This is a genomic window from Streptomyces sp. NPDC003011 (assembly GCF_053591515.1).
Genome location: NZ_JBSFTY010000071.1, coordinates 14315 through 33136, shown reverse-complemented (window position 1 = coordinate 33136; position 18822 = coordinate 14315). Strand labels below are relative to the sequence as shown.

The following is an 18822-nucleotide window of genomic DNA, read 5'->3' as shown; positions in this document are numbered from 1 at the left end:
GCAGCTTGTCCAGCCCCCTCACTCCGTCCACAGGTGCTTTCCTCAGGAGGAGCCCATGCACAGGCGCATTCCAGGGCTTGCCGCAGTACTGATCACGGTCGTCGGCGCGGCCGGATGCGGATCGTCGGACTCGGGGGCGGGGGGTACGTCGTCCTCGGGCGGGACCACCACGGTCAAGGTCGGCATCATCCCGATCGTCGACGTCGCCCCGCTCTATCTCGGGCAGGAGAAGGGGTTCTTCAGCAGCCGGGGCATCGAACTGGAGATGGTGAGCGCCCAGGGGGGCGCGGCGATCATCCCCGGAGTGGTGAGCGGGCAGTTCCAGTTCGGGTTCAGCAACACGACGTCACTGATGGTGGCCCAGGTGAAGGGGGTACCGGTCAGGTCCGTGGTCAACGGCGCCGCCTCCAACGGCAAGGTCGGGGCCGACGTCACCGGGGTGGCCGTCAAGAAGGACAGTCCGGTCAAGTCGGCCAGGGACCTCGCGGGGCGCACGGTCGCGGTGAACACCCTGCAGAACATCGGGGACACCACGGTGCGCGAGTCGGTCCGGCAGGCCGGCGGCGACCCGTCGAAGGTCGAGTTCGTGGAGATACCGTTCGACCAGATGCCGGCCGCGCTGGACGCCGGCCGGGTGGACGCCGCCTGGATGGGCGAGCCCTCGATGACGGTGGCCAAGGCACAGGGCGCCCGCGTCGTGGCCTCGCCGTTCGCCGAGACGGACCCCGAGCTCACCGTCGCGACGTACTTCACCTCCACCCAGGTGGCGAAGCGGAACCCGGACCTGGTGAAGAACTTCACCGCCGCCATGACCGAGTCGCTGCGGTACGCCACCGACCACCCGGACGAGGCGCGCCAGATCCTCACCACCTACACCAAGATCAGCGGCGATGTCCTGGCGAAGCTCACCCTGCCCGGCTGGCCGCCGGACGTCGACAGGGCCTCCCTCGAGAAACTGGCCGCCCTCAGCGAGAAGGACGGCCTCTTCGGAGGCAAGAAGCCCGATCTGGACGCCCTGTTCTCATGACCGGCGCCCGCACCGCCGTCACCGGGCCGGGACAGGGAACAACCGAGGATGGTTGACCGTTCATCCATACGTGGCTGCGGAGGGGACAGCGTCCCCGGGCCTCACCCCTGCCCGTGGGGACGATCGTCCGGCTGAAGCCCCACGGAGCCTTTCGCCGCGAGGCGACCGCCCTCCGCAGGCCACCGCGCACGGCCCCGGCTGGTCTCCCCCGTCCAGCCGGGGCCGTGCGCCGCAAGAGGGCCGCAGCAGCCGCTCCCCCGTCCGACCTCCGGTCAGCGGGTGGCGAGGAACTCGAGCGTGTCGATCACGCGGTTCGAGAAGCCCCACTCGTTGTCGTACCACGCGACCACCTTGACGTGGCGGCCGTCGACGCGGGTGAGGGCCGAGTCGAAGATCGACGAGGCGGGATTGCCCGTGATGTCGGACGACACGAGCGGGTCGTCCGAGTACTCGAGGATGCCGGCGAGCGGCCCTTCCGCTGCGGCGCGGTACGCCGCCAGCACGTCGTCGCGTGTCACGTCGCGGGAGACGGTCGTGTTGAGTTCGACGATCGAGCCCACCGGCACCGGTACCCGGATCGAGTCGCCCGACAGCTTGCCGTTGAGGTTCGGCAGCACCAGGCCGATCGCCTTGGCGGCGCCGGTCGTGGTCGGCACGATGTTGACGCCGGCGGCCCGGGCGCGACGGGCGTCGCGGTGCGGACCGTCCTGGAGGTTCTGCTCCTGCGTATAGGCGTGCACCGTCGTCATGAACCCGTGTTCGATACCGGCGAGTTCATCGAGGACGGCGGCCAGCGGCGCGAGCGCGTTGGTGGTGCAGGAGGCGTTCGAGACAACCGTGTGCACGGCCGGGTCGTAGGCGTCGGTGTTGACCCCGAACGCGAGCGTGACGTCGGCGCCGTCCGACGGCGCGCTGACGAGCACCTTCTTCGCGCCCGCGTCGAGGTGGGCGCGGGCGGCCTTGGCCGAGGTGAAGCGGCCGGTGGCCTCCAGGACGAGGTCGACGCCGAGCGCGGCCCACGGCAGTTGCGCCGGTTCGCGCTCGGCCAGCACCGTGATCCGGCGGCCGTCGACGACGAGGGTGTCCCCGTCGACGGTCACCGGGCGTCCGAGCCGGCCGGCCGTGCTGTCGTAGGCGAGCAGCCGGGCGAGAGTGGCGGGCTCCGTCAGGTCGTTGACGGCGACGACCTCAAGGGCGCTCTCGCGCTCCAGCAGTGCGCGCAGCACATTGCGTCCGATGCGGCCGAAGCCGTTGATGGCGATGCGAGTCATGAGTGGTGTCCCTTCCCTTCCCCACCAGGCTCGCCCGCGGCCGTCGCCGCTGACAGTGGCGGGATCGCCACGGTTCAAAAGGATCCCGCCAGGCGGTGCCGCGGGTCACTCGCCCCGGGTGAAGGTGCGCCGGTACTCGCTCGGTGTGGTGCCGAGGATGCGCTGGAAGTGCAGGCGCAGGTTCGCACCGGTGCCGAGCCCGACGTCGGCGGCGATCTGCTCGACACCGCGCTGCGAGCGCTCGAGCAGTTCGCGGGCCAGGTCGATGCGGGCGCGCATCACCCACTGCATCGGGGTGTAGCCGGTCTCCTCGACGAAGCGCCGGGAGAAGGTGCGCGGCGAGACCCCGGCCTGCCGCGCCAGTATGTCGAGGGTGAGAGGCTCGCCGAGCCGGTGCAGCGCCCACTCGCGGGTGGCGGCGAACCGCTCGCCGAGCGGCTCGGGGACGCTGCGCGGCACGTACTGGGCCTGGCCGCCGCTGCGGTAGGGGGCGGCGACCAGACGCCGGGCCGCGTGGTTGGACGCGGCCACTCCGAGGTCGCCGCGCAGGATGTGCAGACACAGGTCGATGCCGGAGGCGGCGCCGGCCGAGGTGAGCACGCTGCCCTCGTCGACGAACAGCACGTTCTCGTCGACCTGGACGAGCGGATGCCTGGCCAGGAGTGCCCGCGTGTAGTGCCAGTGCGTCGTGGCGCGCCTGCCGTCGAGCAGGCCCGTGGCGGCGAGCGCGAAGGCGCCCGTCGAGATGGCGGCGAGCCGCGCTCCCCGGTCGTGGGCGGCGACCAGTGCGTCGACGACGGCCTGCGGCGGGTCGTCGCGGTCCGGGAACCGGTAGCCGGGGACGAAGACGATGTCGGCCCACGCGAGCGCCTCCAGGCCGTGGGCGACGTGGTACGCGAGGCCATCGCCGCCGGTCACGGGACCGGGTGTCGCCCCGCACACCCGCACCTCGTACGGCATGCTCGCGCGGGTCGTGAACACCTGCGCGGGGATGCCGACATCGAGCGGCTTCGCACCCTCGAGCACAAGGACGGCGACGCGATGCAGGCGGGAGGCTGGCACAGGAAGAGGTTACGTGGGGCGTGACGCTACAGCGGCAGCGCGACCGGCTGCACCGACTACCCCGCCCACGCCGCCTGACCAAGGCCCCCGACGCCCGGCGAATCACCGACGTCGAGCGCCTCGACACGACTGGGCGTACGGCGGTCCGGCACCCCTTGGAGTCACGGGCCGCCACCGCCGTGCGCCGCGGCTGTCTCCCCTCGCATCCCGGCGTTCTGCGCCGAGGTCGAGGGAGTCCGGCGTCGCCGCACGGACATCACCGGTCACCGCCGATGCTCACCTCGGGGCGGGAGGCACCGGGAAGAGCATGCAGCTACTGGTGGCGTGGGCGAGCAGTCGGTCCGTCGCGTCGATCAACTGGGCCTGGGCGAGTGCGGTCTGGCGGCCCTTGTCGACCACCGTGCCGATGGCGCGCACCGTACCCGTCTCCACGGTGATCCGCCGCAGGAACTTCACGGTCAGGTCGAGTGAGGTGTACGCCATGCCTTGCGGGAGGATGGACTGGACGGCGCAGCCCGCCGCCGAGTCGAGCAGGGTGGCGAAGATGCCGCCGTGCACGCTGCCGATCGGGTTGTAGTGCTCCTCCCCCGGCGTCAGGGAGAACACCGCCCTGCCGGGCTCCACCTCGTCCAGAGTGAAGTCGACGGTGTAGTTGACGGGCGGCCCCGGCAGTCGCCCCGCCCGCAGCTCGCGCAGGAAGTCGATGCCGGCCATGCGTCCGGCGGCTTCCGCCAGGAGCGCGGGATCTTCCCATTGATACGTACGTGTTCGTCCCACGACCGACGCCTTCCCCTCTGGCTTTTACAAGTGAAGCTAGCTGCGGGCTCACCTGACTGTCAATGACGAAGCCAGACCCTTACGATGGCGGGATGGAGTGGCTTGAGGCGAGTACCGAGAACTGCCCCGTCCAGCGCACGCTCGACGTGGTCGGGGAGAAATGGACGCTGCTGATCCTGCGTGACGCCGTCAACGGGGTCCGCCGCTTCGACGACTTCCGCCGCCACATCGGCCTGTCGGAGGCCGTCCTCAGCGACCGCCTCCGCAAGCTGACCGCGGCCGGCGTCCTGAAGACCGTCCCCTACCAGGAGCCGGGCAGCCGCCCCCGCAACGAATACCGTTTGACCCGCAAGGGCTGGGATCTGTGGCCCGTCCTGATGGCGCTGAGCCAGTGGGGCGAGACCTACGCCCTCGGCTCCGAGGGCCCCGTACTGGATGTCCGTCACACCGGCTGCGACGCTCCGGTCCGCGTCGTCGTCGAGTGCTCCGCGGAACACTCCGCCCTCACTCCCGGGGAAGTCACCGCCCGGCTGGGACCTGGAGCTCGCCCGCGGACATGAGCCGTCGACCCCGGCCCGCCCGATCACTGATCAGCGATCGGAACCACCTGCCGCTCGCGATATGCCGATCGCGATCACGTGTGTCAACCGACCCTTCGCCGCCCCTGGGAGCCGCTCCGATCATCCCGGTCCCGCTCTCGCGACCCGTTACAGAGCCGGGAACACTGAACACGGCGAGCGTGGGTAATCGGTTCCGGCAAGGTTCCCTCGCACGAAGGTGATGCCCGTTCCATGGCCGAGACACGAGACGTCGTCGAACTCATTCTCAATGATCACCGCAGAATGGAGGATCTCTTCCGTCTGATGCGCAGCGTCGAAGCTGACCGGGCGGCCGCCCTGCGGGAGTTCTCCGACCTGCTGATCGCGCACGCGCTGGCCGAGGAGGCCAAGGTCTACCCCGCCCTCAAGCGCTACAAGCACATCGACGACGAAGAGGTGGAGCACGGCGAGGAGGAGCACGAGGAGGGCAACAAGGCACTCCTGGAGCTCCTGGAGGTCGACGAGGTCGGCTCCGAGGAGTGGGACGAGAAGCTGGAAGAGCTCGTGGAGGCCATCACCCACCACGCCGACGAGGAGGAGCGCACCATCCTCAACGGAGCACGCGAGAACGTCTCCATGGAGCGTCGGGAGGAGCTGGGCGAGGCGTTCCTGGCAGAGCGCGAACGCCAGTTGAAGGAGGGCTGCGGCACCGTGGACAACGTGCGCCGCATCGTCCAGTCCTGACCGGAGCCCGTCGTCGCGACGTCGGGCTCACCGGTGATGCAGGTGCAGGGCCCGCCCAGGGCCCTACAAACCCGTCTCGCGCTGCGATCGGCGCCGGCGCCGGCACCCGTACTTCGCCGCCGGGCCTTCCACGACAGTGCCGAACCCCTTGGCACCGGCTTAGGCACTTACCAGGTGACGGGCAGGGTTCTCGGTCCACGGATGGGTCCTCCGTGCAGCCATTCCACTTCGCCGGCGGGGACGGCGAGCCGGAGCCTGGGGAAGCGGTCCAGTACGGATCTGATCACCACTGCGGCTTCCATACGGGCCATCGTGGCGGCCAGGCAGTAGTGGGGGCCGTGCCCGAAGCTGAGGTGGCCGGCGTCTTCCCGGTCGAAGTCCAGGCTGTCGGGGTGGGGGAAGACGACGGGGTCGCGGTTGGCGGAGAGGTAGGAGTTGTAGACGACGTCGCCTGCCCTGATCACGTGTCCGCCGATCTCGACGTCCTCGGTGGCGATCCGGGGGATGCCGACGCCGTTGCGGTGGGGAACGTAGCGGTACAGCTCTTCGATGGCCCGGGGCAGCAGTTCCGGTTCGCGGCGCAGCCGGTGGAGGTGTTCGGGGTGGGTGAGCAGGGCGTACATCATCGAGCCGCTGTTGTTCCGCACGGCGTGGCCGCCGCTGACGTACACCGCCGTCGCCAGGGACACGGCCTCGTCGCCGGTGATCTCTCCGACGGCCGCGGCCTGTGCCAGCACTCCCGCCAGGTCGTCGCCGGGTGCGTCACGGCGGCTGTCCAGGAGTTCGATGATGCGCTCGCGTGTCACCTCTCGTGCCGCCACGCTGCGTTGCTTGTCCCCGGCGACGGACAGAGCCTCTTCTGCGGTCGCGGCCCAGTGGCGCCAGTCGCCTTCCTCCGTCCCGAGCAGGGAGCAGACGCCCGCGATGGGCAAGGGGCCCAGCAGGTGCTCCATCAGATCGGCTGGCGCTCCGGCCCTCTGCATGTTCTCGAGCAGCTCTGCCGCGGTGCGCTCCGCCACCGGACGGAGCCGTTCCATGCTCTTGGTGGTGAAGGCCCTTGCGACGACCCTGCGGAGGTGGGTGTGCCGGGGCGGGTCGAGGTATTGCAGCCCCGCCGTCTGCGATGCGACGGGTTCGGGGAACATGCTGGTCACGGAGCGGCCGACGACCTGATCACGCACGAAGCGCGGGTCTGAGGTGACGAAGCGGACGTCTTCGTAACGCGTCACCAGCCAAGCGTGACCCGAACCGTGCGGCAGCTTGACACGCGTGACCGGCTCGCCGCTGAGCACCTCGTCGAGGAAAGGATCAGGGGTGAGGGCCGGCAGATCATCCACCGGCCAGAACCTCACCCGGGGAGCGGACACCTCAGCCGTGGAGTCGGACGTCATGAGCCTGGCCGCCTCTCTCCTGCTCAGGCCGACGACGCGAGCCGCGTCCAGCGCTCGTCACACTCGAGGTCTCTGCCGGTGGCGCCTCAGGTCGTCTCGTACACAGCACCATCGCGCGGGACATGGTTCTCCTTGCCGATCGACGCTATGGAGACATGAGGCGTCTCCAGCACATGCGATCCATCGGCGGCTGCGTCCGACACCTGAAGCGGACCATGCGGATGTCACCCTTCCAGAGCCGTCGGGGCCCGACCGGAGGAGACACCGGCCATACGGGGATGGCGAGCACCGGCACGTGCAGGGTGCGCGCGAGGGACGCCAGGACCGGGGGGGCGTCCGGAAGACGGTCCCCGGACAACGGCAGGCGGGGGCTGTGGGCGGCCTGGAGCCGGTCCACGACCGCGAGGGCACATCCGCCCTGTGCCGGCGCTGCCTCCGCGATGTCCTCGGCGGTCAGGTCACTGCCGGGGCAGCCTGTTCCCCGGTGAGACTGGCCCAGTAGTCGTGTTCAGCCGCGCCCTCGCCGGAATCGGCACGCGCCCACACACCGCGGTGAGGGCCGGCCTGCCTTCTGGTCAGGGGTGCTCGCGGCCGCTGTCTGGCTGAGCCGTGACGAACTCATTGACCGAAACACGTCTCACGTCTACCTTCTGTCTACCTTCTGATCGGTTTACCGGACCTAGTTCGATATTTCGACAATCCGGTGATCTGGCGTGACTCATCCCGGATCAGACGACCGATCCCCCACTCCCGCACGTCCTTTGGAGAGCAGATGAGCACAGGCCCCCGTCCCGCCCCGCGGCCGTCACGCCGACTGTTTCTCGGTATGGCCGCGGCCGTGCCCCTGGCCATGAGCACGACGCTGACCCTCGCCGCCCAGTCCGCCAGCGCGGCGACGGGGCCCGCCTATGTCATGGGCTACTTCACCGAGTCCCCCAAGGGCAACGGCAACAGCTTCGCTCTGCACCTGGCCGTCAGCACCGACGGTCTGCAGTGGATGCCGCTGAACCAGAACAACCCCGTCGTCACGCCCACCCTGGGCACCGGCGGCCTGCGTGACCCCTTCATCCTGCGCAAGCAGGACGGCACGTTCATCGTGATGGCAACGGACCTGACGGGAACGGACTGGACTGCGCAGAGCCAGTACATCCACGTCTGGGAGTCGGCGGACCTGCGCTCCTTCACCAGCTACCACCTGCTGAAGCTGCACACCATGGCCACCCACAGCTGGGCGCCCGAGGCGTTCTGGGACGCCTCCCGCAACCAGTACGGAATTCTCTACTCGTCCGTCAACAGCAGCGGACACAACGTCCTGATGATCAACTACACCACTGACTTCCAGACCGTTTCCGCACCGCAGGTCTTCTTCGACCCCGGCTACGACACGATCGACGGCGACCTCGCCATGAACGTCAACGGCGTCAACTATCTCTACTTCAAGGACAACACCAAGGGGACCCTCCTGGGCGCGAAGTCCACCTCCCTCGCCCCCGGCAGCTTCACCACCTTCACCACCACCGGGGTCTCCCGCGGCGGCACCGAGGCCCCGATCCTCGTGCAATCGCAGACGTCGAGCACGTGGTACCTGTGGGGTGACACCTACACGCCCAACGGCGTCTTCTACGCCTGGCAGACGAACGACCTCGCCGCCGGCACCTGGACCCCGGTCAGCCAGCGCCTCTACACCCAGCCGCTGAACTCCAAGCACGGCACCGTCCAGCCCATCAGCGGCACCGAGTACGACAACCTGGTCGCCAAGTGGGGTGCGCCCAGCTGGAACCGGATCAAGTCCTACAATTTCCCCGACCGCTACGTCCGGCACGCCTCCTACATCGGCCGTATCGACCCCTACCCGTTCGACCCGTACCAGGACTCGCAGTGGAGGATCGTCGCGGGGCTGGCCGACTCATCCGGCGTCTCTTTCCAGTCGGTCAACAACCCGACCCGCTACCTGCGGCACTTCAACTACCAACTGCAGTTGGACGTCAACGACGGCACGACGGCATTCGCCGCTGACGCCACCTTCCACAAGACAGCAGGCCTGGCCGACTCCGCCTGGACGTCGTTCCGCTCCTACAACTTCCCGACCCGCTACATCAGGCACTCCAACTTCGCCCTTCGCATCGACCCGGTCTCCACCACGACGGAGAAGGCCGACGCCACCTTCTCTGTCGGCTACTGACACGGCCGGCTTCGGCCCGCCCGGACTCACTCCGGCTGTCCCGGTGCGGCAGAGGGCCGGGACCGAGACCTCCACGGCAGGCGGGGAGACGTCACCGCCTGCCGTGCAGAGCTACCGGCGGAGGTTCCGTTCTCCGCGGCCGGCGCTCTTCCCCGGCCGGGTCGGGACCGGGGACGGCGCAGGGGATCGGCCGGAGGCGACCGTCCCCATGGCCGGCAGCTCGAAAGGCGCCGCCTCCGCGATCTCCGGTGGCAGCCCGGGCCCACTTCCGCGCGGTGCGGCAGGGGCGGCCGAGGCGGAACCCTTGCTGACGTCCGGGCGCCACGGTGCGCGGCGTCGGCATGCGTCTGCCGGTTCACCGTGACACCTGCGCGCTGCCGCCGGCGCGTCAGGCGGAGGGTGCGCCGGCCAGCACTTCCATCCGGCCGGTGTCGAGCGAGTAGTAGGCGCTGACCACGGCCAGCTCTCCCTTCTTCACCAGCGGAGCGAGGTCCCTGTTGGACCGCAGATCGGCGGCGGTCTGCTTGATGTGTATGCGGGTCATGGCGTCGACGGGGTCGTCGGCCTTCTCCTTGAGGGTCGCGCGATATGCCGGCCGCAGTGCCCGTGAGATCGCCTGGAGGTTGCCGGGAAGCTCTTTGCCGTCGCGCATCGCTTCGTACGACGCCTTGATGGCACCGCAGCGCTGATGGCCGAGCACGACGATCAACGGGGTTCCCGACGTCACGGGCCCGTACTCGACGGAACCCGTGACCACCGGCCCGACCACCTGTCCGCCGGTGCGCAGCACGAACAGATCACCGAGCCCTGTGTCGAAGAGGAGCTCCGGCGGCACCCGGGAGTCGATGCACGAGAGGATCACGCCGTAGGGATCCTGCGACGCGGCGACGAAGTCCCGGCGCTCGGGGTCCCGGTCGGGATGCTGGAGCGTCCCGTTCACCCACCGCTCGTTGCCCTCCACCAGCCTCGCGAAGGCGCTCCGGGGAGAGCCCGGTCGCGCGTTCGCGGCGGGTGAGGCGGACTGCGCCGCCGCCCCGGCGGCAGCCGTCTTCTCGGTGCTGTCCGGCTTGGACGAACATCCGGTGACGAGGGCCGCGGTGGCCACCAGCCCTCCGGTGAGTACGGCTCTGCGCTGCGGTTGCCCAGCACTGCCCATGTGTGTCTTTCCTTCCGGCCTTGTGGGGGATCGCCCCGGCGAACCTGGCGGGAAGGCAGACGGTCGGACGCTTCGTCCGGTGCCTGCTTCGGGCGCCTTCTCCCCGGTGGCGGGGTGATCCACTGTGGCGGGAGGACGGTAAAGGTCCGTACAACGCCGGTACAGCGCGGGACAAGGATCTGTCCAAACCGCGTACCGTCACGGGGTGTTACGAGGTGTGGCGGCCGGGTCGGACCCGTCGAACCCGTGTCACCCCGGCTTGGCCGTGGTGCCGCACAGGACGGGGCGACCCTTGCCCCCAAGAGCCGGCAACGCCGTCCGCCTGACTGCTCCGCCGGTCGCCTGCTCCCTCCGCCGCCACGCACCGCACCCGAGCACGGGCGGTCTCCGTGACGGCCACACCCTCGTCGACGGCCCGGAAACCAGCGCAAGGCTTGCACATCGACGCGGCGATCCTCCTCTTCGTGTTCATACGGCATGAGCAAGACTGGGAACGGTTACCGGACACATGGAACACCTCGATCCGAGCCGTACGTGGCACCCGGAACCCGGAGCGCCAGGACTTTCGTGGCGGCCAGAAGCAGACGACACGGGTGTGCAGCCCGAGAGAAGAGACCTCGTGATGCGGAATCCGACCGTGGCCCAGCAACTGGTGGACATCCTGCGCCAGGCGGGTGTGGAGCGGATCTACGGAGTGGTGGGCGACAGCCTGAACTCGGTGGTCGACGCGGTGCGGCGTACCGACGGCATCGAGTGGGTGCACGTACGCAACGAGGAGGCCGCCGCCTTCGCCGCGGCGGCGGAGGCGCAGCTGACCGGCAGGCTCGCGGTGTGCGCCGGCAGTTGCGGCCCCGGCAACACGCACCTGATCCAGGGGCTGTACGACGCGCACCGCTCCGGGGCTCCCGTGCTGGCGATCGCCTCGCACATCCCGTCCCATCAGATCGGCACCGGCTTCTTCCAGGAGACGCACCCCGAGCGGCTGTTCACCGAGTGCAGCGACTACTGCGAGATGATCAGCACGCCTGAGCAGATGCCCCGCGTGCTGCGCATCGCCATGCAGCGCGCGCTCGGAAACAGCGCGGTGTCGGTGCTCGTCGTTCCGGGCGATGTCGCGCATGCAGAGGCGGCCCACCCGACCGGGACCAGCGACCTGGTCACCGAGCGCGGTCGCGTCGTCCCGCCGCAGACGCAGGTGGGGGCGCTGGCGGAGAAGCTGAACGCGGCGGAGAAGGTGATGCTGTTCGCCGGTGCCGGCGTCCGGGACGCGCACGCCGAGGTCATGGCGCTCGCCGAGAAGGTCGCCGCCCCGGTCGGGCACTCGCTGCGCGGCAAGGAGTGGATCCAGTTCGACAACCCCTTCGACGTCGGCATGAGCGGGCTGCTGGGCTACGGGGCCTGTTACGACGCGATGCACGAGGCCGACCTGGTCGTCCTGCTGGGTACCGACTTCCCGTACAACGACTTCCTGCCGCAGGCGCGGACCGTGCAGGTCGACCACGACGCGGGGCATCTCGGCCGCCGTACGGTGCTGGACCTCGGTGTGCACGGCGACGTGCGGGAGACGCTGCGGGCGGTGCTGCCGCTGGTGGAGGCGAAGCGGGACCGTTCGTATCTGGACCGCATGTTGCACAAGCACACCAAGTCCCTGGAGACGGTGGTTTCCGCGTACACCCGCAACGTCGAGCGGCACGTCCCGATCCACCCCGAGTACGCGGCCGCGGTCCTGGACGAACTCGCCGATGACGACACCGTGTTCACCGTCGACACCGGGATGTCCAACGTCTGGGCGGCGCGCTATCTGACCCCCAACGGGCGGCGCCGGGTGATCGGTTCGTTCCTGCACGGCACGATGGCCAACGCGCTGCCGCACGCCATCGGCGCCCAGTCCGCCTACCCGGGCCGCCAGGTGATCTCGATGTCCGGCGACGGCGGACTCGGCATGCTGATGGGCGAACTGCTCACGGTGAAGCTGCACGACCTGCCGGTGAAGACGGTCGTCTTCAACAACTCCTCCCTCGGCATGGTGAAGCTGGAGATGCTGGTCGAAGGACTGCCCGAGTACGAGACCGACCACGGGCCGGTCGACTACGCGGCGATCGCCCGCGGCGCGGGCATCGAGGCGATCCGCATCGAACGCCCCGAGGACGTCGTACCCGGTCTCAAGCAGGCCCTCGCCCACAACGGACCGGTTCTGGTCGACCTGGTGACCGACCCCAACGCGCTGTCGATCCCGCCGCACATCTCGGCCGGCCAGGTGAAGGGGTTCGCCTTCGCGGCGGGCCGGACCGTGCTCGACGGAGGCGTCGGCAAGATGCTCGACCTGGCGCGCGCCAACCTGCGCAACATCCCCCGCCCCTGATGCCCCTCCCCCGCGTCCACCTGAGGAAGTCATGACATCGACCAGCCCAGCCCGTGTCCACGGGGCGGCCCTGCTCGCCGACCCCCTGCTCAACAAGGGGACCGCCTTCAGTCCGCAGGAGCGGGCCGACCTGGGCCTGGACGGGTTGCTGCCGCCGGCGACGGAGAGCCTGGAGGACCAGGCGGACCGGGCGTACGAGGCGTTTCGCGCGTACGACAAGCCGCTCAACCGGCACATCTACCTTCGGCAGCTGCAGGACACCAACGAGGTGCTCTTCTACCACCTGCTCACCCGGCACCTGGAGGAGATGCTGCCGATCGTCTACACCCCGACGGTCGGCGACGCCTGCCGCCGCTTCAGCGAGATCTACCGCAAGCCGCGCGGCCTGTTCCTGACGTACGAGGACCGGCACCGCTTCCGCGAGATCCTGCGCAACCGGCCCCACCGCGAGGTCGACGTCATCGTCGCCACCGACGGCCAGCGCATCCTGGGCCTGGGCGACCAGGGCGTCGGCGGCATGGGCATCCCGATCGGCAAGCTCAGCCTCTACACCGCCATCGGCGGCATCCACCCGGCGCGCACCCTCCCGATCCTGCTCGACGTCGGCACCGACAACGAGGACCTGCTGGCCGGCAAGCACTACCTCGGCCGCAGGCAGCACCGCGTCACCGGCGGTGAGTACGACGAGATGATCGAGGCGTTCGTCTCCGCCGTGGAGGCCGAACTCCCCGGCACCCTGTTGCAGTGGGAGGACTTCGCGACCGCGCACGCCCGTCCGATCCTCGGCCGCTACCAGGACCGGCTGCTGACCTTCAACGACGACATCCAGGGCACCGCGGCCGTGGCGCTCGGCGCGCTGAGCACCGCCACCAAGGTCGCCGGATCGCGGCTGACCGACCACCGCGTCGTGGTCCTCGGCGCGGGATCGGCGGCGGTCGGCGTCGCCGACATGATCCGCACCGCACTCGTCGACGAAGGCCTCTCCGAGCAGCAGGCGGCCGACCGCTTCTGGTTCGTCGACATCGACGGCCTGCTGGTCCGCTCCCGCACCGGCCTCACACCCGAGCAGCGGGTGTACGCGCGAGACGACGCGGAGGTACGGGAGTGGGGGGCGGATGCGCCCGACCTGGCGCGGGTCGTCGGCGAGGTGAAGCCGACGGTGCTGATCGGACTGTCCACGGCGCACGGCGCGTTCACCGAGGAGATCGTACGGACGATGGCCGGCGCCTGCGACCGGCCGGTGATCCTTCCCCTGTCCAACCCGACCTCGCACGCCGAGGCCGACCCCGCCGACCTCGCCCGCTGGACCGACGGCAGGGCGCTGATCGCCACCGGTTCCCCCTTCCCGCCGCTGCGGTTGGACGGGCACGAGGTGCCGGTCGCGCAGGCCAACAACGTCTACGTCTTCCCGGCCGTCGGGCTGGCCGTGGCCGCCTGCCGGGCCTCGCGGGTGACCGACCGCATGATGGTGGCCGCGGCGCGGGCCGTCGGGGAGTGCGCGGTGCGGGCCGGCTCCGAGACCGCGACCCCGCTGCTGCCACCGCTGGCGGGCCTGAGGGACGCGGCCCGCGAGATCGCGCTGGCCGCGGCGAGTGCCGCGGTCGAGGACGGCGTCGCGCCCCAGGCCACGGAGGCCGAACTGCGGGCCGCGATCACGGCAGCCCAGTGGACACCCCGGTACGCGTCCTGACCGTGAGCGGCCGTCCGCCCGCTCGACGACCGGAGCGTCCGAGGACCGGTGCGTGGGGTGCCCTTCGAGGTGCCCTTCCGTACCCAGGTCAGCGACGCGGGGGATTTCCGCGCGGCATGATGACGGCATTGGGCAGGGCCGGCGCGGGAAGGCGACGCCCCGGATAGCCCTCGACGACGCCGAAGCGGTCGGAGGACGCCTCCCAGTCCTGTCGGGCCCGGACGATGTCCTCGTGGCTGCGGCCGATGAAGTTCCACCACATGACGATCTCCTCCTCGAACGGAGGGCCCCCGAGCAGGATCATCCGCGCCGGACCGTCCGAGACGTTGACCACCGTCAGGGCGTCGGCACCGCAGGGCACATAACCGAGCTCGGCCGGGTGCAGCTCGGTGTCGGCCAGGCGGACGTCCCCGCTGTCCACGAGGAGGCCGTGCTCGAAGGAGGTGTCCACGGGGAGAGTGACCTGCGCGCGCGGTTCGAGGATGATCTCGGCACCGAGCAGGGGCGTGAAGGTCCGTACCGGAGAGGCGCTCTCGGCGAGCGAGCCCAGGAAGACCCTCATCTCGGCCCCCTCGACCCGCACGGCTTCGGGCACGTAGTGCTGGAAGTTCCGGTCGGTGTTCCGATGTTCCTCGGGCAGCGCCACCCACAGCTGGACACCGTGGATGACGGTGGTGCGCGCAGTCGAGATCTCCGAGTGGGCGACGCCATGGCCACCGGTCATGAGGTTCATCTCGCCGGGCCGGATCAGTGCGCGGGTGCCGAGCGTGTCGCGGTGCTCGATCTCCCCGCTGAACAGCCAGCTCACCGTCTGCAGTCCGGTGTGCGGATGCGGGGCGACGTCCATACCGCCGGTCGTGGTGGTGTCGGTGGGACCGTAGTGGTCGGCGAAGCACCAGGCTCCGATCAGCGTCCGGGCCCGCTGCGGCAGCGTCCGCCGGACGAGCATCGCTCGCGGCCCGCCCAGCGGTACCTCCCGCGCCGACAGCACATCGACCCGGGGCGTCCCGGCCGGCCGGACGTCGTCGACCGGAGATCCGCAGCGCAGTGCCGCAGGGTCGGTTTCCACGTTGCTCACCGGGACCACCTCTCACATGCTCTAGTTGTCACATCAACTATAATGCCATGAGAGCCGACCGATGGCCAGAGCGGATACCCGCACACAGGGCACGCCGAGCCACCGCCGAGGCGGGGCTCGACCGCACCGCCGTGGAACCGATCAACCTCCGCGTGTCACGGATGAAGGGCTGCGCCCACCGCCTCGCCGTACACGCCAAGCGGCCCCGCGTGGCCCCGCGTGGCCCCGCGTGCGGGCGAGTCGGCGCATCGACCGGGCGTTCTGGCGGCCTGGCGGGACACCGACGCGGGACACCGACATGTTCAGCGACTCGGAGCGTGCCGCGCCGGCCCGCCCGCCACACGTCGGCCGGCAAGGCTCGCCCCACCGGGCGCGGAACACCGCATGTCACCGCTCACCGCGCCCTCTCGGTCAGGCCGGATCCTCGTCCATCTTGCCCACGACACGATCAGAGATGTCGGCCAGCATCCGCAGCTCCGCCGGGGTGACGTGGTCGAGGAACAGGGAGCGCACCGCCTCGACATGGCGCGGAGCGGCGGCCTCGACCGCCTCCCGCCCCGCTTCCGTGATCACCACGAACGCACCGCGTCCGTCCTCGGGGCACTCCTGCCGGGTCACCAGCCCGCGCTTGGCCATCCGGGCGATGTGATGGGACATCCGGCTCTTCTCCCATTCCAGCGAATGGGCAAGATCCAGGAACCGCTGCCGCCCCTCCGACACATCCGTCAGTTCGACCAGCACCGCAAAGTCCGCAGTCGACATATTCGACTCCGCCTGCAACTGGCGCCCCAAACGGCCCCCGAGCCTCTCATGCAACCGGACGAAGCCCCGCCACGCGCGCTGCTCCTCCGGCGTCAACCACCGCACCGTCTCTTCCATGGAGAAAGTGTAAACGTAGTTGATGCCTCACCAAATTTGCCGCGCGGTTTCGGCGCCCCAAGCCCCGTCGTGTAGGGCGTCGGTCAGTTCACTGACGACGGGCTCGTGGCACCACTTCCCCAATAGTTGACACGTCACTTAATCTAGGATGTGATTGATGCATCAACAAGCAGGAGCCCCGGAGCCCGGGGACCTCCGGGGCGCCGCGACCGCCTGCCGAGCGACGCCGAGACCGTTCACCTGCTGGTCGTGGAGGCGGAGCTGGTGCGTCGTGCGCCCGCTGCGGCCGCCCCGCGGTTGAAGCAACCGTTCACGAAGGAGCCCACCATGTCTGATCTCGTCTTCGGCCTGGACACGTTCGGTGATGTGCCGGAGGACGACTCCGGCGCCCCCGTCTCCGACGCACGGGCCATCCGGCAGGTCGTCGAGGAGGCCGTTCTCGCGGAGGAGACCGGCGTCGACGTCATCGCCCTCGGGGAACACCACCGCTCCGAGTTCGCGATCTCGTCGCCGGAGACGGTCCTTGCCGGCATCGCCACGCGTACCAGCCGTATCCGTCTGTCCTCCGGCGTGACCGTGCTGAGTTCCGACGACCCGGTCCGTGTGTTCCAGCGGTTCTCGACCGTGGACGCCCTCTCCGACGGCCGGGCCGAGGTCATCCTCGGGCGCGGGTCCTTCACCGAGTCGTTCCCCTTGTTCGGGTACGACATGAGCGACTACGACGTGCTGTTCGAGGAGAAGATCGAGCTCTTCGCGAAGCTGCTGGAGGAGAAGCCCGTCACCTGGAGCGGCACGAAGCGGGCTCCGCTCGAGAACGCCGACGTCTTCCCCAAGACCGAGTCAGGACACCTGAGCACGTGGGTCGGTGTCGGCGGTACACCGCAGTCGGTCATCCGTACCGCGCGCTACGGGTTCCCGCTGATGATCGCCATCATCGGCGGCGGTCCGGAACGCTTCGCGCCCTACGTCGACCTGTACCGGCGCGCCGCCGACAAGTTCGGCACGACCGCCCACCCGGTCGGGATGCACTCGCCGGGCTTCATCGCCGACACGGACGAGGAGGCCCGCGAGCTGCACTGGCCGCACTACAAGGTCATCCGTGACCGCATCGGCGCGCTGCGCGGCTGGCCGCCGGTCCGCAAGGAGGAGTACGAGAGCGAGATCGAGCACGGCTCCCTGTACATCGGCTCGGCCGAGACGGTCGCCCGGAAGATGGCCCGCGCCATCCAAGCACTCGGCGTCGGCCGGTTCGACCTCATCTACACCACGGGGGCACAGCCGATCAGCGCCCGTCTGCGCGCCGTCGAGCTGTACGGCACCAAGGTGCTCCCGATGGTCCGCGACATCCTCGCCGGCTGACGCCGTGAACGGAACAGACATGGACACCACGGACGTGCGCACGATCGGCATCCTCGGCGCGGGCAAGGTCGGCACCGTGCTCGCACGACTGGCCCTGACAGCCGGGTATCGCGTGCTCATCGCGGGGTCGGGCGATCCGGACAAGATCGCCCTCACCGTCGAAGTCCTCACCCCCGGCGCTGCCGCGGTCACCGCCGCGGAGGCCGCCGACCGGGCAGACGTCGTCGTCCTGGCCCTCCCGCTGGGCAAGTACCGCAGCGTTCCCGCCGAAGCGCTGCGGGGCAGGCTGGTCATCGACGCCATGAACTACTGGTGGGAGGTCGACGGCATCCGCGAGGACCTCACCGACCCGCTCACCTCCTCCAGCGAGATCGTGCAGGAATTCCTGTCCGGAGCGCGTGTGGTCAAAGCGTTCAACCACATGGGCTACCACGATCTCGAAGAGGGGTCCCGGCCCCCGGGGACCGCGGGACGCAAGGCCATCGCGATCGCCGGTGACGACCCGGACGACCTGGCCGTCGTCGGGCGCCTCGTGCACGCTCTGGGCTTCGACCCCCTCATGGCCGGGCCCCTCGAGGACGGGGTGCGGCTCGAACCGGGCACGGAGCCGTTCGGCGCCAACGTCGGCGTCGGGGAGCTGCGCGCGATGCTCCTCCGTTTCCCGGAGTCGGAGCGCGGACGGACCGTGATCAGCGCGCGGAACGCGGCCGCGGAGCCACCCGAGCACGCGGCCTGACCGTTCCCCTCGTGACAGGTCGCCCACCTGTCGTGAAGGGACGCCAATCCGACCACCACCCCCCGGTTGATATGTCATCTACCTTCCGCTAGGTTAGATGATGCATCAACAAGTTCTCCGGAGCGCGCCCCACTGGGCGAGCCCGCACCACTCGATCACAAGAGGTTTCCATGAACGTCACCCTGTGGGCTGTCGCGGCCCTGCTCGCTCTCGTCTTCCTCGGCGCCGGTGCTGCCAAGCTCGCCCAGCCGAAGGACAAGCTCATCGCCTCCCCGTCCATGGGCTGGGCCGAGGACTTCCCGCCCGGACTGATCAAGACGATCGGCCTCCTGGAGGTCCTCGCCGCGATCGGGCTGATCCTGCCCGCGGCGGTCGACATCGCCCCGGTCCTGGTGCCGCTGGCCGCGAGCGGCCTGGCCCTGACCATGTTCGGTGCCGCGATCACGCACAGCCGGCGCGGTGAGCTCCAGTCGGTCGTCGTGAACGTGGTCCTGCTCGCTCTGGCCGTCTTCGTGGCCTGGGGCCGCTTCGGACCGCACGCCTTCTGACAGCGACCTGAAACGACGGGA

At 69.7% G+C, this 18822-nt stretch carries 16 protein-coding genes; 9 read left to right on the top strand and 7 right to left on the bottom strand.

Features of this window, described 5'->3' with window-relative positions:
- Nucleotides 1–55 precede the first annotated feature (55 nt).
- A complete protein-coding gene (locus ACWD0J_RS30480; protein WP_451499064.1) occupies nt 56–1027 on the top strand; it encodes an ABC transporter substrate-binding protein in 972 nt (323 codons plus the stop codon).
- Nucleotides 1028–1299: 272 nt separating this feature from the next.
- On the opposite strand, the gene gap is transcribed toward ACWD0J_RS30480, so the two are convergent.
- The 3 genes from gap to ACWD0J_RS30465 all read right to left on the bottom strand — a co-directional run bounded on the left by gap (nt 1300) and on the right by ACWD0J_RS30465 (nt 4137).
- Nucleotides 1300–2298, bottom strand: coding sequence for a type I glyceraldehyde-3-phosphate dehydrogenase (gap, locus tag ACWD0J_RS30475; RefSeq protein WP_451499063.1), 999 nt, complete (start codon nt 2296–2298; stop codon nt 1300–1302).
- Between the two features lie 105 nt (nt 2299–2403).
- Nucleotides 2404–3360: a GlxA family transcriptional regulator gene (locus tag ACWD0J_RS30470; protein WP_451499062.1), complete on the bottom strand. Its 957-nt coding sequence runs from the start codon at nt 3358–3360 to the stop codon at nt 2404–2406.
- 276 nt (nt 3361–3636) lie between these two features.
- Complete coding sequence (locus ACWD0J_RS30465) at nt 3637–4137, bottom strand: PaaI family thioesterase (RefSeq protein WP_451499061.1); 501 nt, start codon at nt 4135–4137, stop codon at nt 3637–3639.
- Nucleotides 4138–4229: 92 nt separating this feature from the next.
- On the opposite strand from ACWD0J_RS30465, the gene ACWD0J_RS30460 reads away from it, so the two are divergent.
- Nucleotides 4230–4697 carry a winged helix-turn-helix transcriptional regulator gene (locus tag ACWD0J_RS30460; RefSeq protein WP_451499060.1) on the top strand — a complete coding sequence of 156 codons (468 nt, stop codon included), beginning with the start codon at nt 4230–4232 and terminating at the stop codon, nt 4695–4697.
- Between the two features lie 231 nt (nt 4698–4928).
- Nucleotides 4929–5420 (top strand): hemerythrin domain-containing protein, encoded by a 492-nt coding sequence (locus tag ACWD0J_RS30455; RefSeq protein WP_451499059.1) that lies wholly within the window; start codon nt 4929–4931, stop codon nt 5418–5420.
- Between the two features lie 167 nt (nt 5421–5587).
- Here ACWD0J_RS30455 and ACWD0J_RS30450 read toward each other — a convergent pair whose 3' ends face one another.
- Nucleotides 5588–6649 (bottom strand): cytochrome P450, encoded by a 1062-nt coding sequence (locus ACWD0J_RS30450; protein WP_451499058.1) that lies wholly within the window; start codon nt 6647–6649, stop codon nt 5588–5590.
- 934 nt (nt 6650–7583) lie between these two features.
- Between ACWD0J_RS30450 and ACWD0J_RS30445 the strand changes: the two genes are divergently transcribed.
- Nucleotides 7584–8993 carry a glycoside hydrolase family 43 protein gene (locus tag ACWD0J_RS30445; RefSeq protein WP_451499057.1) on the top strand — a complete coding sequence of 470 codons (1410 nt, stop codon included), beginning with the start codon at nt 7584–7586 and terminating at the stop codon, nt 8991–8993.
- 388 nt (nt 8994–9381) lie between these two features.
- Here the strand turns inward: ACWD0J_RS30445 and ACWD0J_RS30440 are convergent, their stop codons facing one another.
- Nucleotides 9382–10149 (bottom strand): carbonic anhydrase, encoded by a 768-nt coding sequence (locus ACWD0J_RS30440; RefSeq protein ID WP_451499056.1) that lies wholly within the window; start codon nt 10147–10149, stop codon nt 9382–9384.
- Nucleotides 10150–10771: 622 nt separating this feature from the next.
- Here ACWD0J_RS30440 and ACWD0J_RS30435 point away from each other — a divergent pair.
- Together ACWD0J_RS30435 and ACWD0J_RS30430 are read left to right on the top strand one after the other, a co-directional pair.
- On the top strand, nt 10772–12511 hold the full coding sequence (locus ACWD0J_RS30435; RefSeq protein WP_451499055.1) for a pyruvate dehydrogenase: 1740 nt from the start codon (nt 10772–10774) through the stop codon (nt 12509–12511).
- Between the two features lie 31 nt (nt 12512–12542).
- Complete coding sequence (locus ACWD0J_RS30430) at nt 12543–14201, top strand: NAD-dependent malic enzyme (protein WP_451499054.1); 1659 nt, start codon at nt 12543–12545, stop codon at nt 14199–14201.
- An 88-nt stretch (nt 14202–14289) separates the two neighbouring features.
- On the opposite strand, the gene ACWD0J_RS30425 is transcribed toward ACWD0J_RS30430, so the two are convergent.
- Together ACWD0J_RS30425 and ACWD0J_RS30420 are read right to left on the bottom strand one after the other, a co-directional pair.
- A complete protein-coding gene (locus tag ACWD0J_RS30425) occupies nt 14290–15279 on the bottom strand; it encodes a pirin family protein (protein WP_451499053.1) in 990 nt (329 codons plus the stop codon).
- Between the two features lie 411 nt (nt 15280–15690).
- A complete protein-coding gene (locus ACWD0J_RS30420; RefSeq protein ID WP_451499052.1) occupies nt 15691–16158 on the bottom strand; it encodes a MarR family winged helix-turn-helix transcriptional regulator in 468 nt (155 codons plus the stop codon).
- Nucleotides 16159–16485: 327 nt separating this feature from the next.
- On the opposite strand from ACWD0J_RS30420, the gene ACWD0J_RS30415 reads away from it, so the two are divergent.
- The 3 genes from ACWD0J_RS30415 (at nt 16486) to ACWD0J_RS30405 (ending at nt 18801) form a co-directional block, all read left to right on the top strand.
- Nucleotides 16486–17517 (top strand): LLM class flavin-dependent oxidoreductase, encoded by a 1032-nt coding sequence (locus ACWD0J_RS30415; protein ID WP_451499051.1) that lies wholly within the window; start codon nt 16486–16488, stop codon nt 17515–17517.
- A gap of 19 nt (nt 17518–17536) precedes the next feature.
- Nucleotides 17537–18253 carry an NADPH-dependent F420 reductase gene (locus ACWD0J_RS30410; protein ID WP_451499050.1) on the top strand — a complete coding sequence of 239 codons (717 nt, stop codon included), beginning with the start codon at nt 17537–17539 and terminating at the stop codon, nt 18251–18253.
- A 170-nt stretch (nt 18254–18423) separates the two neighbouring features.
- Entirely contained in the window at nt 18424–18801 is a 378-nt protein-coding gene (locus tag ACWD0J_RS30405; protein WP_451499049.1) for a DoxX family protein, read from the top strand.
- Nucleotides 18802–18822: the final 21 nt, after the last annotated feature.

What these genes read in the sequence shown, in the direction of transcription:
- ACWD0J_RS30440 (WP_451499056.1), bottom strand. Translation starts at nt 10,149, where the DNA reads ATGGGCAGTGCTGGGCAACCGCAGCGCAGAGCCGTACTCACCGGAGGG.
- ACWD0J_RS30435 (WP_451499055.1), top strand. Translation starts at nt 10,772, where the DNA reads ATGCGGAATCCGACCGTGGCCCAGCAACTGGTGGACATCCTGCGCCAG.
- ACWD0J_RS30445 (WP_451499057.1), top strand. Translation starts at nt 7,584, where the DNA reads ATGAGCACAGGCCCCCGTCCCGCCCCGCGGCCGTCACGCCGACTGTTT.
- gap (WP_451499063.1), bottom strand. Translation starts at nt 2,298, where the DNA reads ATGACTCGCATCGCCATCAACGGCTTCGGCCGCATCGGACGCAATGTG.
- ACWD0J_RS30460 (WP_451499060.1), top strand. Translation starts at nt 4,230, where the DNA reads ATGGAGTGGCTTGAGGCGAGTACCGAGAACTGCCCCGTCCAGCGCACG.
- ACWD0J_RS30455 (WP_451499059.1), top strand. Translation starts at nt 4,929, where the DNA reads ATGGCCGAGACACGAGACGTCGTCGAACTCATTCTCAATGATCACCGC.
- ACWD0J_RS30480 (WP_451499064.1), top strand. Translation starts at nt 56, where the DNA reads ATGCACAGGCGCATTCCAGGGCTTGCCGCAGTACTGATCACGGTCGTC.
- ACWD0J_RS30430 (WP_451499054.1), top strand. Translation starts at nt 12,543, where the DNA reads ATGACATCGACCAGCCCAGCCCGTGTCCACGGGGCGGCCCTGCTCGCC.
- ACWD0J_RS30410 (WP_451499050.1), top strand. Translation starts at nt 17,537, where the DNA reads ATGGACACCACGGACGTGCGCACGATCGGCATCCTCGGCGCGGGCAAG.
- ACWD0J_RS30415 (WP_451499051.1), top strand. Translation starts at nt 16,486, where the DNA reads ATGTCTGATCTCGTCTTCGGCCTGGACACGTTCGGTGATGTGCCGGAG.
- ACWD0J_RS30405 (WP_451499049.1), top strand. Translation starts at nt 18,424, where the DNA reads ATGAACGTCACCCTGTGGGCTGTCGCGGCCCTGCTCGCTCTCGTCTTC.
- ACWD0J_RS30420 (WP_451499052.1), bottom strand. Translation starts at nt 16,158, where the DNA reads ATGGAAGAGACGGTGCGGTGGTTGACGCCGGAGGAGCAGCGCGCGTGG.